This is a genomic window from Arenibacter echinorum (genome assembly GCF_003259375.1).
GTDB classification, from domain to species: Bacteria; Bacteroidota; Bacteroidia; order Flavobacteriales; family Flavobacteriaceae; genus Arenibacter; species Arenibacter echinorum.
Window position 1 is genome coordinate 597,305 of sequence record NZ_QLLN01000001.1, and the last position, 12,391, is coordinate 609,695.

Annotated in this window: 17 protein-coding genes; 11 read left to right on the plus strand and 6 right to left on the minus strand. The window is 37.0% G+C overall.

From position 1 onward, the window contains the following. Positions 1-140: 140 nt before the first annotated feature. The 3 genes from LV92_RS02585 (at position 141) to LV92_RS02595 (ending at position 2,940) form a co-directional block, all read left to right on the plus strand. A complete protein-coding gene (locus LV92_RS02585; protein ID WP_085496272.1) occupies positions 141-704 on the plus strand; it encodes a helix-turn-helix domain-containing protein in 564 nt (187 codons plus the stop codon). A gap of 114 nt (positions 705-818) precedes the next feature. Then, on the plus strand, positions 819-1,757 hold the full coding sequence (locus tag LV92_RS02590; protein WP_111622090.1) for an alpha/beta hydrolase: 939 nt from the start codon (positions 819-821) through the stop codon (positions 1,755-1,757). 580 nt (positions 1,758-2,337) lie between these two features. Beyond that, a complete protein-coding gene (locus LV92_RS02595; protein ID WP_139827128.1) occupies positions 2,338-2,940 on the plus strand; it encodes a hypothetical protein in 603 nt (200 codons plus the stop codon). 198 nt (positions 2,941-3,138) lie between these two features. Here the strand turns inward: LV92_RS02595 and LV92_RS02600 are convergent. After that, positions 3,139-4,319 (minus strand): IS3 family transposase gene (locus LV92_RS02600; RefSeq protein ID WP_245808633.1). Its coding sequence is split into 2 segments (ribosomal slippage): positions 3,139-4,061 and positions 4,061-4,319, totalling 1,182 coding nucleotides; the frame shifts between segments, so codons are not numbered across the junction. Positions 4,320-4,431: 112 nt separating this feature from the next. Here LV92_RS02600 and LV92_RS02605 point away from each other — a divergent pair. Continuing rightward, on the plus strand, positions 4,432-4,941 hold the full coding sequence (locus LV92_RS02605) for a DUF6398 domain-containing protein (protein ID WP_085496298.1): 510 nt from the start codon (positions 4,432-4,434) through the stop codon (positions 4,939-4,941). Here the strand turns inward: LV92_RS02605 and LV92_RS02610 are convergent. Further along, the gene (locus LV92_RS02610) at positions 4,935-5,510 is read right to left on the minus strand and encodes an ApeA N-terminal domain 1-containing protein (RefSeq protein WP_085496300.1); all 576 of its coding nucleotides are present in this window, start codon (positions 5,508-5,510) and stop codon (positions 4,935-4,937) included. The two genes, LV92_RS02605 and LV92_RS02610, sit on opposite strands and share 7 nt — an antisense overlap. 468 nt (positions 5,511-5,978) lie before the next feature. Here LV92_RS02610 and LV92_RS02615 point away from each other — a divergent pair, with 468 nt between their 5' ends. Together LV92_RS02615 and LV92_RS02620 are read left to right on the plus strand one after the other, a co-directional pair. Further along, the gene (locus tag LV92_RS02615) at positions 5,979-6,587 is read left to right on the plus strand and encodes a DUF6088 family protein (RefSeq protein ID WP_085496302.1); all 609 of its coding nucleotides are present in this window, start codon (positions 5,979-5,981) and stop codon (positions 6,585-6,587) included. Beyond that, complete coding sequence (locus LV92_RS02620; RefSeq protein ID WP_085496304.1) at positions 6,588-7,589, plus strand: nucleotidyl transferase AbiEii/AbiGii toxin family protein; 1,002 nt, start codon at positions 6,588-6,590, stop codon at positions 7,587-7,589. Here LV92_RS02620 and LV92_RS02625 read toward each other — a convergent pair. After that, positions 7,586-7,900 (minus strand): hypothetical protein, encoded by a 315-nt coding sequence (locus LV92_RS02625; protein ID WP_139827129.1) that lies wholly within the window; start codon positions 7,898-7,900, stop codon positions 7,586-7,588. The genes LV92_RS02620 and LV92_RS02625 overlap by 4 nt on opposite strands. Before the next feature lie 74 nt (positions 7,901-7,974). On the opposite strand from LV92_RS02625, the gene LV92_RS02630 reads away from it, so the two are divergent. The 5 genes from LV92_RS02630 to LV92_RS02650 all read left to right on the plus strand — a co-directional run bounded on the left by LV92_RS02630 (position 7,975) and on the right by LV92_RS02650 (position 10,959). Further along, complete coding sequence (locus LV92_RS02630; protein ID WP_085496308.1) at positions 7,975-8,646, plus strand: hypothetical protein; 672 nt, start codon at positions 7,975-7,977, stop codon at positions 8,644-8,646. Between the two features lie 118 nt (positions 8,647-8,764). Continuing rightward, positions 8,765-9,055: a helix-turn-helix transcriptional regulator gene (locus LV92_RS02635; protein WP_085496309.1), complete on the plus strand. Its 291-nt coding sequence runs from the start codon at positions 8,765-8,767 to the stop codon at positions 9,053-9,055. A 269-nt stretch (positions 9,056-9,324) separates the two neighbouring features. Then, entirely contained in the window at positions 9,325-9,621 is a 297-nt protein-coding gene (mbpA, locus tag LV92_RS02640) for a mobilization protein MbpA (RefSeq protein WP_085496312.1), read from the plus strand. 5 nt (positions 9,622-9,626) lie between these two features. Further along, the gene (locus LV92_RS02645; protein ID WP_317045108.1) at positions 9,627-10,487 is read left to right on the plus strand and encodes a relaxase/mobilization nuclease domain-containing protein; all 861 of its coding nucleotides are present in this window, start codon (positions 9,627-9,629) and stop codon (positions 10,485-10,487) included. Positions 10,488-10,491: 4 nt separating this feature from the next. Further along, a complete protein-coding gene (locus LV92_RS02650; protein ID WP_085496316.1) occupies positions 10,492-10,959 on the plus strand; it encodes a DUF6730 family protein in 468 nt (155 codons plus the stop codon). Between the two features lie 114 nt (positions 10,960-11,073). On the opposite strand, the gene LV92_RS02655 is transcribed toward LV92_RS02650, so the two are convergent. The 3 genes from LV92_RS02655 to LV92_RS02665 are packed head-to-tail and all read right to left on the minus strand — an operon-like array spanning position 11,074 to position 12,263. After that, a complete protein-coding gene (locus tag LV92_RS02655; RefSeq protein ID WP_085496318.1) occupies positions 11,074-11,418 on the minus strand; it encodes a hypothetical protein in 345 nt (114 codons plus the stop codon). 9 nt (positions 11,419-11,427) lie between these two features. After that, on the minus strand, positions 11,428-11,787 hold the full coding sequence (locus tag LV92_RS02660; RefSeq protein ID WP_139827130.1) for a hypothetical protein: 360 nt from the start codon (positions 11,785-11,787) through the stop codon (positions 11,428-11,430). Positions 11,788-11,807: 20 nt separating this feature from the next. Beyond that, positions 11,808-12,263: a hypothetical protein gene (locus tag LV92_RS02665; protein WP_085496322.1), complete on the minus strand. Its 456-nt coding sequence runs from the start codon at positions 12,261-12,263 to the stop codon at positions 11,808-11,810. Between the last annotated feature and the right edge of the window lie 128 nt (positions 12,264-12,391).

Sequence of the window (12,391 nt, forward strand, 5' to 3'; positions counted from 1 at the left end):
CTAAATTGGAAAAAATAAAAAGGATCCAATCCCTGTAGCAAGGATAGCGCAAAACCGAGACCGCATAGTTACATTAAAGAACTGCGCCCTTGGCTTACCTGATTTAATCCTATAATGTTAACGGTAATTTGAAAACCACAATGAAGAATAGCTTAAAGGAGCATAGAAGACTTAAAAACCTGACTCAAGAAGAGTTATCAAAGTCTTCTGGAATATCCATTAGAACTATTCAGCGAATCGAAAAAGGATTGTCAACGGGAAGTTCTCATACCCTCAAAACTTTAGCGAAAACTTTATCCATTGAAAGCTCAGATATATTTCATGATGAAGGTAACCCCAAATTATTTGTAAAAAACAACATAAAAACATTGAAACTTATGAATTTTAGTGTTTTAACAATGTTGGTAATCCCATTTGGTAATATTATTTTCCCATCAATTATATTTTTCAAGAATAGAAATGATAGAAAGATGAATACTATTGGAAAGAAAATTTTGAATTTTCAAATTTTAAGTATGTTAGCACTACCTTTTTTCCTAGTTATTCTATTCCTGTTAGCAGGAAAAGGGTATGGAGGATTTCCTATAATTTTAATAGTCTCTTATTTAACTTATGGGTTAGCAAATATCATCATTACAATACATATATCAGTTCAGATAAATAAAGAAAAGGAAGTATTAAGCTTCGTCCCAAATGTTCTTTAAATCCTACATTGTCATACAGATGGCGTAAAAATGACATACGTCTTTTTCAATTCTCTCCTATTTACTCCAATAATTTTGCATCAGGAGAAAATACAAACATCTGAATCACTAAATATGAGAAGTGAACTTAAAATAATTCTGAGCATTTTATTTGTAATTGCCTTAAATCCGTCAAATCATGCTCAAAATAACGATAACGAATTAGTTGTTGTCGATGGCAAAAGAATAGCGTACAAATCCTTCAATATTGAAAACAGAAAAAAAGGGGAACCAATTCTTGTTTTCGAAACGGGATTAGGTGGCGGAACTTTTGGCCCTATTCTTCCTTTTCTACCTAGTAATATTTCGGGTATTCAATACGCTAGAAATGGAGTTGGAAAATCAGAGCTAGATACTGAAATAACATCTGATTCTCAACTTGCCGATCGACTACATAATTTATTAACAACCTTGAACATTGAACCACCATATTTATTGGTTGGGCATTCCATAGGTGGACCGTACATAAGATTATTCGCATCTAAGTTCCCAAACGAAGTTTGTGGGCTCGTTTTTTCGGACCCAACCGACTTTATGTTGACTGTTGAAGAGGATGAAGAAGCAAGAATAAAATCTAAAAGTGCTACTGGTTATCGGGAAACGTCTTTGTTAATTCAGAAAATGATGTCCGAAAATGATAGTTTTGGCCAAGGAGCAAGGAATGATGCCACAAGGGCTTTGAAATCTAGTGTATCGGGTTACTTTCAAGAATATCAACACTTACCTGAATTGAATAGGAATATTGCTGCAACGGTAATTATTTCATATAACAAACCTATCGAACAACCAGACGAAGAATTAAATAAGAACCTTAATCTAGGAATTAATTTCAAGCCTTGGTGGAAAGAATACGATAATTTGAGAATACAGCATTTCACGGATTTGATAAAGGACAATGATAACAGTAGAATTATTTTGTTGCCAAAATACAGCCACGGCATATATTATCAAAATCCAGAATTGGTAGCAAAACTGATTATTGAAAACTATAATAGCAATATCAAAGAAAAATAAATAACTACAGCTGATATCTAAGCGTTCGTGTGGTCGGTACGGCCTGTCCCGCGAAATTTGCGGGAGCCAAACATGAACGCCGTGTTGACTGAACCTTAGCCTAGTTTCCCCTTACCAAGTGGCCTGCCAGTTAATAATATATCCCGGTTATTAATGCCAGCCATTCCTATTTAATCATTACCACTTAAGGAAAGCAAAGAAAAATCCTCCATACACAAACCAAAATTCCCTAAATTGGTAAGAAATAAAAAGGATCCAAATCAATAGTTAGTGTCCAGTCAAGCCTAAACCTACGGGTAATTTAAAGTGTCTCTTGAGCCGCTCCTGCGTTGCAAAAATCCTTACGTAGCTAGTGCCTCCGCTAAAGCTTCTGCGACACGCGGGCGGCTATGTGCGTTTTTTGCGCCTTGGCCCAACTCAAGATCCATCATTCCTTACCCGTCATTTAAACGTTGACTTGACACTAGGATAGCGCAAAACCGAAATCTCAAAATTCAACGGCGAACCAAAAAAACTGCGCCCTTGTCTTACATTATTTAATCCTATAATGTTGCCAACTATTATGGCATATAAATTTTCAATGAAAAAAATATACTTAATACTCATAATTTCTACCCTTTATTCTTGTGCCGGTGCGAAATACAATTATTTCTTCGATACCGGAAAGCAATTGGACTTTAGCAATGGGAAATGGATTCTCAACAGAACACAATCAAACTCGAAAATATTCGATACTGAACTCTATCACCATTCACTTAAAGATTTCAAAAAAATTCTTGGGGACTCTTTGATTGAAATGAACGATTTGCGAAGTACCAAACTGGTGGCACCAAAAATTAAATTTGATTTATCGGACTCGGATTTGAAAGAATTAAAAAGAGACACTGGTTGTGATTACATTATCAATATTGGAGGAAATGTTATTAGTGACGGTGCTGGTTCTATATCTTTCCCGAATCAAATAGAAAATTCCAGTAATAGCGCTTCTGTTTCAATTTCAATATATGACTTAAATTCACAAATTTTAATCTCTTCTTCTCAGGTTTATGGAAAGACGGAACATCAAGACCCTATTTTTCCTGATGATAAAAATTTACCTACAATAAATCCGAGTTCACATATGATTATGCTAAAAGGGGCGGAAAAACTTATCCAAAAATACAAGAAGAATCAGCTGAAATAATGCAAACCGTACGATGGACTTTTTACTCGGATGCAACTGTTGCGTTGCCGGATTTTTTACTAGGGTGGAATTAAAAAACGAAATGGAAAAGACCAACTCGGAGCTGTCAAAGAAGGATTGTTGAGAAATTATAATGTTCAATCCTATGGAGAAAGTGCAGGTGGACTTGCAACAAAAAAGTGGACAATTAGATAAGAGTCATGCTGCTGTTTTTTGATTGTACATTTCTATTTCAAATTCCTCTATAGTTTTATACCCCAAAGTGGAGTGCATTCTTCTTCTGTTGTACCAAGTTTCTATCCATTGAAAGACGGATAGCTCGGCTTCCGATCTAAGGGTATAGCTATGTTTGTAGACCCATTCTACCTTTAAGCTCTTAAAAAATGATTCTGCCACCGCATTATCCCAACAATTACCTTTTCTGCTCATACTTTGTTTTATAAGGGCATTGTGATTTTTCAGGATATCGGCAAATCCATAACTGGCATATTGAGATCCTCTATCGGAATGAAATATGAGTTCTTTTGTGATATCGTTTGATTTAACAGCCATATTCCAAGCAGGTATTATAGTATCGCTTGTATTTAAGGTTTCGCTCATCGACCACCCCACGACCTTTCTATGGAACAGATCGATGATTACGGTCAGATACATCCATCCCTGTTTAGTCTCTATATAGGTAATATCGGACACCCAGACCTGGTTCTTTCTGAAGACCGTAAAGTTCTGGTTCAAAATATTACGGGCCAATGGATAGTTGTGTTCACTATCCGTTGTAATCTTGAACCTACGCTTTCTTCTGGCAAACAGATTATTGGCCCTCATTATCCTGGCAACTCTTGGTCTGGAAACATGATATCCCTTTTTTGAGAGCTCCTCTTTGATCCTTGGTGCCCCATAACTCTCAAAGCTATCTTTGAAAATATCCCGAATGACCGAGGATATTGTTTGGTTTTCCAACCATCTTTTGGATGGTCCCCTACCCAACCAATGATAATAGCTACTTTTACTTAACTTGAACATTTTGCACATCTTCTCAACTGGAAATTTAAATTTGTGGTGTTTTATGAACCTATATTTTTCCTGTCGCCCTAGGAGAAGATGGCTATCGCCTTTTTTAGGATATCACGTTCCAGCTCGGCATCCCTTAATCTTTTCTTCAACTCGGCAATCTCACGTTGCTCGTCCGTCAGTTTCGGATTTCCCTTGCCCGGAAAACTGTTCTTGCCATAAGCATCCGATTCTCTGCGCCAGCGGCTCAATACGGATGTAGGTATATCCAATTCCCTGCATATTTCCACAACGCTCCCACGTGCGTAGCTAAGTTCCACAGCTTTTTCCTTAAACTCTACGGTGTAATTTCTTTTTTCTCTTGACATTTTTCAAAGTTAATTTAAACAACGAACACGCTCTTAACTTTAAGTCCAGTTAAATATAGCAAGTCCAAAAACTCGAAGATCTCCTGCCCGGATATCAAAAACAGAACAGCATATGACCAAAGAGCTGATAAAAGAAAAGGAAAAACAACTATTGGAAATAACAGGGGCCTTCTGCGCGCAGAAACTTAACGATGAATACTTCGGGCTTTGCGAAAAGCTCATCAAAAAGATGGGGAGAAAAAGGGATGTCCCCTTCGCAAGGGGAAAATTGGAGATATGGGCGGCAGCCGTGGTCCATGCCATAGGTTCGATAAATTTTTTGTTCGACAGATCGTTCCAACCTTATATGAGTTCCAAACAGGTCAACGAATACTTCGGGACCAAGGGGACTACGGTCTCGAATAAGGCCCGGGCCATAAAGGATATGTTCGACCTATGGTATTATAGCCCTGAATTTTCTACAAACGCCATGCAGGAGAACAGCCCTTTTAATAATATGGTAATGGTTGACGGACTAATACTGCCCCTGGGCAACCTTCCCGAAAACATACAACAAATGGTGCTCCAGGCAAGAGCGGAAGGAAAAGATATTGAATTCACTACAGAATATGAAGATCAATAGCTAATGTAGTTGCTCGGATGGATACTTGCTTCGAGAGTATCTACTGGATTGTCCAATTTGAATTTAACATAACCAAAATTTCGAATTAGTAGTTCTGTTCGTTTAGAATTAATATTCAAAGAGTGATTTATCGTAACTGTAAGACCTGCATCATCAATTCTGATTTCTTGAGAGATATCGTCCTCCTTGATCAATTTTTGATCTGTAGAATTGTACCATGTTCCGTGATTAACCCAGCTGACTATAGCATCATTGGTGACATTAAATTCTTGAAATTTTAAATTTAATGCATTTATTGGGTGGTGGGCGCTGATAAATGAATACTTGGGGGCATAAATTTTCATTTGAGAAATGCCGGACTCTGATTTTCTTATTTTACAATCCACAAAAGTAAGATGTCCTAAACCAGTAAAAATGCCATTAATTAGCGGCTCCTTATGAACTGGTTTTGTGGTTAGGAGGTTTGTTTCAAGTAGAATGTCGTTATCATTTATCAACAAAACACAAAAACACCTAGTTTCTTCTTTTGGAAACCACACTTCTCCATAATATTTTTTTTCTTTAAACATATTATTATACTTGGTATTTTAAGTTAACTATTAAGTGATATATTTCGGAAGTTTGATAATGGTATGTCATTCCTATTTTATTGCAGACTCGTGATAATTTAGCTCATCTGTGATGTCTTTAATTTCTGATGGTACTTTTTTTCCAGGAAGGTTCCGATATTAAGTTGTTAATTATTTTGTTCATATCATAGCTTTGAATACCACGAAAATTATTGACTTTCAGTTTTTGAAAAACTAACTTTACGCCTTACTGCTTCTACACGGAATTTTTTATTTTTAATTATTTTTTGGTATTCCGTGTAGAAGCAGTAAGGTAAAAACTTTTGATGAGTCGACAGGGGCAGTAATTACTGCCCCTGTCGACTCATCAGTATAATGCCTTTTTGTACTCATAAAATCTTATTTATTATCTCAATGTAATTTCGTCACAAATATTCATTAAATTTGTGACGAAATATATATTTTAAAATGCTTGTACCTACTGAAAAATTTATAAAAAATGCAATTTTAAATCACAAGCGTGGAAAAATATTTTTCCCGAATAATTTTGTTAAATTTGGGTCTTCTACAGCAATCAGGCAAGCTTTAATACGTTTAGAGGAAAAAGGGCTTTTGGTTCGACTGGCACAAGGTATTTACTTATATCCCAAGGAGCATAAGCAATTGGGGCTGCTTTACCCATCATTAGAGGAAATTGCTTTGGCGATTTCAAAAAGGGATAAAGCAAGAATAATTCCAACGGGAATCCAAGCCCTTAATAAACTGGGATTATCTACACAAGTTCCTATGAATCTTGTATACTTAACCGATGGATCTCCTAGAACTGTTAAAATTAAAAATAACACTATAAAGTATAAAATCGCATCTCCTAAAATTCTTTCGGCCAAAAGTGAGACAAATATTTTGGTGATACAGGCATTGCGAGAAATAGGGCAAAAAAACTTGGATGGAAATCAGCTTGAAAAAATTAAGAACATACTAAAAACGGTCGATAAAGATCTTATCAAACATGACATGAAATTGGCACCTGTATGGATTTCAAAAATAATGGAAGAGATACTAAAAAATAAAGAATAAATGAAGGAGTGGTTTAGCCTGTCAGTAAGCGACCGGAGAGAAGCTATAATACAAACGAGTATAGATAAAGGTCTACCGGCCGCAGCCATTGAAAAGGATTGGTGGGTTGTAACGGTTTTACGTGCCATTTTCAGTACTGTCTATACTGAACACCTTGTCTTTAAAGGCGGGACATCTTTAAGTAAGGCCTGGGGTGTAATTGAAAGGTTCTCTGAAGATATTGATTTGGCGATGGACAGATCATTTTTTGGCTTTAGTGGTACACTTAATCGCACTAAAGTTTCTCACCTGAGAAAGGCTTCTTGTAAATTTGCAAGCGAAGTGTTTCCCAAGGAATTAGCCAAAACTCTTCATGCACAAAATGTGGGAGAATTTTCAATAGAAGTTCGTGAATTTGTACTATCTGATACTGATCCCTTAGCAATAGAAATACATTACAAATCGCTTGTTGAGCATATAGACTATTTGGCACCGAGAATTCTAGTGGAAATTAGTTCAAGGTCGTTAAGAGACCCATTTGAAAAGAAGGGTATCATCTCTTTCATTGGTGCAAAGTACAATGGACAACCTTTTGCTGATGAAATAATTTATATACCAACAGTCCTCCCCACAAGAACATTTTTAGAAAAACTTTTTCTTTTACATGAAGAGTTTCAAAAGCCTGAAAATAGAGAAATATTTAGTGAACGAATGACAAGGCATCTATATGATATTTCTAGGTTGATGGATACTCCATTTGGAGAAAGTGCTTTAATTGACAGTCATTTATACTCCAATATCATTCAACATCGCAAAATTTTTACTAAAGTATCTTGGGTAGATTATTCCAAACACGCTAAAAGAACATTGGATTTTATACCGCCTGATCGGGCAATGAAGGATTGGGAAAGGGATTATGTGGCAATGCAAGAAAGTATGTTTTATGGAAAAACAGAACCATTCGACGAACTAATGAATAAATTGAGAGGTTTAAGAGATAGGATTAACAAAATGGAAAGCTAGTAGTTTAATTTTCTCAGATATACGGAAATTGCGCACAATACATTTGGTCCATAATTTTTCTTATCATGAATTGAGAAATCAGTGTTTCTGTAACTTTTTATTTTCCAAGCCTGCGGAAGTCGAAAATCCCTTCCGATCCAATCCTCCCTACGCGGACATACTACGACAGTCCGCATGGGAAGTTTTTCCGTTCTGGCCTGCCGCCATAGGTAGGTTTTTTCGACCTCCTCTGGCGCACGAAAGAACAAACGGCGAAGGGCCGCTTGACCTTTCTTCTCCCTACCCACAAAATCTGGTAAATCGCTATCCATTTTTTGAACCATAACATCGAAAATGTAAAAAGGTCTAAATTCTTTTAATTATCTTGAAATCAGCTTTTTGTAAAATGGAAAAGATAATCGAAAATATCGCCAATTGGTTGGTCGCCTTGAAGGTGAGAAAAGACAAAATTCACCAGAACTTTAATGCCTTTATGAGAAGAGGTTATAATGGACTGATTTTTGGGCTTATTCTTTTTGGAATACTTATGGTCTACTTTTCGTTCGATCTTTATGAAACCTACGAAAACCTTTGGTTGGCATTGCTTCCGATATGGTTTTTCGTGATTTTAATATTTGGTATTTTGGTATCTGATGCTTATAAAGAGAAAGTGAAGTACCAAAGCCGAAGTTCACGAATGAAACTAGTCGGTTTCAATATGGATTTCAATGAGCGTGTCCTTAGAAGGATCTATGGTTCCTTGACCCAATATGAATATCTGGACGAGAACTTAACAAGCTTCTCCAATTTTTATGAAGTTATGGTTCTGGATTTTGAGGACCACGATTCGGTGCTGCATTTTAACTGTACCCAACCGCAATTAAAATATATTCTGGATAAGTTCAAACAACTTAAAAAGGGGATTAGCTTAAAATCCTTTGAGAGATCCCAAAAAATTTACCATAAGGGTAACTTGATATCAGCGGAGATACTTTCAAAAAAGTACAATGAGTTTCCTCCCAATCATGAATTTGAACAACAGATAGATTCATTCTTCCATTTCTTGGGGGATATTTGAATATTTTATGGGGTAGATTTCCCCTTTTTTTTCTTTTCACCCGCTTGCATCTCCTTTCTTTGCTTCGAACATTTGTAACACAGGTAGACCGCACTGCGGCTATTTTAAAGCGAGAATTATGGAAATAGAAAATGACATGGTAGATCTCTTAAGGGATATCAAGGGACTTCTTTCGCATCAAAAAAAAGTGATGAACGTAGATGATCTTGTTGCCTACACGGGACTCTCCAAAAGCAAGATTTACAAACTGACCCAGTTACGATTAATCCCCATGGGAGGTAACAAACACATCCGCCAAAAATTCTTTGATAAGGATATTATTGATGCTTGGTTAATGGGCGAACCTAATTTATCAGATGACTATTTGGATCGGGAATTTAATAAGCACTTACCACGAAAAAAGAAGTAGTAGTTCTGTAAATACACGCTAATTAGTAGTAGCGCTAATAAGTAAGAAGTATGTGGATAGGTAGAAAATGATGAAACGGAATGTAGCCGTAAAAAATCCGATTGAGTGAGAATTCAAGATGTGTCATTGTCATGACAAATCTTGCTTTTGCTCCCGATGGGTCGCAAAAGAATAGGAACCAATAACTTGATTTTCGATATAAGATGATGGATGGAGTTTCAATGGGTATTTTATAAAGGGTTAGAGGGTAAGGATTCAGAAATGCAAAAATGAAGAACGAGTTTGTACAGTTTAGATGTTCTATTTATGAGAAGAAATTGCTAAGGGTCAAGGCCGATAGGAGTGGACTTTCCATAAGTGAATATTGTCGTCGTGCGGCTTTTGATGACCGGATAATAGAACGTTTGACCCAAGAACAAATAGAGATGTTCAAGATGCTGTCTAGGTATGAAACAAATTTTAAGCTAATCGGGAATATGTTCCGGAAACGCAATCCGAAATTGGCAGATGAAGTAGTTCAATTGGCCAGTGAGATACGACGACATCTTTTATCCTTTAGGAAATGATAGGCATGGGAAAATCCATATCGCATACCGGAGCTTCCATGGGTTATGGTTGGAACGGGGAGAAGGAGGCGGAAGTCGTCTACCGCGAACATTTGTCGGGAGACAATCCTAGGGACATCACTCAGGAGTTCAAGGTCATCCAGCAGCAAAACCATCTTTGCCAAAAGAATACCTTGAGTTTTGTACTCAGCCCAACAATTGAAGATGGGCAGGGAATGATCAACGAAAATCTGAATGAAATTGTTGAAAGGTTCCTTAAGGAAATGAAACTACAGGAACACCAGGCCATCGGCTTTGTGCATAGGGATAAGGAACATACCCATGTACACGTATATGTAAACCGTATCGATTTCAATGGGAATGCCTACAAGGATAGTTTTATAGGAAAACGGAGCCAACAGGCGGCGGAAAAAGTGGCCAAGCAAATGGGCCTGACCACGGTAAAAGAAGTGCAGCAGGAAAAACTGAACCAGATTCAACAGGTCAGAGCGGAAATCAAACGGATACACGATAAGGTTATGGAAAAGGACAAACCAAAAAACTTTGATAAGTACATCAACGATATGGCCAAGAACGGTGTGGAGGTGATTCCCAGTATCAATAAGCAAAACCAACTCCAAGGTTTCCGATTTGAATACAAGGGGCATAATTTAAAGGGGAGCGAAGTACATCGCTCCATGTCCATGGGAAACATAGCTGGAAATATGGGATGGGATAAAAATGTAGCCCAAAAGATGGCTAAAGAAAATAGGATAAAACTACTGGGCAAGCCCGTTGGGCTATCACCTAACCTGGCGGCAACTATTGCCAAAAAGGTGGTAACTATTGCGATTAAGAAATCAATTGGACTGGGAATGGAAATATAATATCATGGCAAAACTGGACGAAATTATGGAAGTGCTTACCCAAGAAATATCCGGGTTCAACAACTCCATTGGTAAACTGGAAGAACTATCCACAAAATTTGACGACTTAAAAATAACAGCGGACACTTCTCATTTGGAGTTTCAACTAAAAGATTTTTTAAGGCTGCAAAAGATCAACTTGGAATTTTATAATAAGCGGATGGATGAAGTCTTGAAAAATATAGAAAAATCTAGATGGACACCAAAATGGGAGATGTTGATACTATACCTTTTCATAATAATGAACACTTCGGCATTTGGCTACATGGGCTATTATTTTATCAACTATGAACGGAAAAAAAAGGCTGAGGTTTTAAAAGTAAAAAAGGAAAGTTTGGGTAGGGCAAGAGGCTATTTTGAAGACCATCCGATCATCTATAAGGATTTTGAAAAGTGGGTCCAAAAGCAGGATAGTGTTCTAAATCCGGAGTAAGGTTGCGCCCTAATTCGATTTTACTTTACGCTTATCATCCCGAACGCTATAAAATCGAATTAGGATCCCCGCGCAGTTAAGTTATGGTAAGATTTAGGGACCATGCTCAAGGTATTATTTTAATCCCTCCCTCAATTTTTCCTCTCTATAATAAAGATTGAGGTCGTCCAAAAGTGCCTCTTCCCCTTGCGGTAATAACCTATTGGCAATTGTAAGTGCCTGACGAATATATTCCTTTTCATATCTGTCATTGATGTTATCGTACAATTCCGGGTCGATTGTCTTCATGGCCAGGTAGAGCATGGCTCGGACGGTCAACATCAAATCTACATGATTATCTACATAAAAGAGACTTACTTCATATTTATTATTAAAGAACGGGTGGGGCCTTAAGGTAGGGTGGTGGTCCAGTGCCTGATGTTTTAAGCTATTGATCAGTTTTTCTTCGTTTGGGTTCATAGTTCATATTTATTCAGATGATTTTGTTTTGGCATTGTTCAAACGGTTCAGCTTTTCGGTTACGTAGTCCATAAAATCCATTTGACTATGCGGAAGTATATTTAGGACCAATTCCAGCACCCTGCTAACGCTGTCATGTTTGGTTACATTTTGATTGTTTGGAGACAATAGCATTCCGTTCCCGTCCAGAGCAAATACACATACTTCAAGAAGGCTCGCTATGTTCAACAGCAGATCATTGTTGTCCCTTACCTCTATGGATACCTTAAAATTTTCAGATGAATAACCAGAATCCTGTTTTAATAAACCAACTAGATTTTGGTGCAGTTTGTGAATGTCGTTCAGGGTCTTTAATTTTTTCTTTTTCATAGGCTGTATTTTTAGGGTTGTCATTTAGTTTCCATATTCGGTAAAATATGCCGGATCTTATCAAGGAATTCCATTTCCTCATAGGGTATCATATTGAGTATATACCCGAGTACTTCACGAATGTTCTGTTCGGGTTCTGGAACGACACTATTTGGGGTGCGTTCCGCATCCAATGCCGTGATGCATACCTTTAATAAACTGGAAATCATAAAGGAGGTTTCCAGATAGCCATCGGTGATAAGGTTTATGGTATAGAGTTCCTTTTTGGAGGGGTAGCGTTTTAAAGTATGGAAATGTTCTTTGGCCAATTCGCTTATTTTATCCAAGATGCTTTTTTCCTCCGATTCCCGACTTTCCACTTGAGAAGTACTCTCCTTAACAAACGTGTTTTCTTTGATTGGATCTCGATTTTCCAAATACTTTCGGCATTCTGTATTAATTATGTTTTGTTCTGATTTACTGATTTCGTGGCCCATAATACATAGTGTGTTAGAATCATTAATATATCTTTAGATTATCTAATCAAATCTATAGATAATCTATTGAAATTCCAAACAAAATTTTAGATATTCTATATTTTTCATTAAGAAAAGTATATTTATGT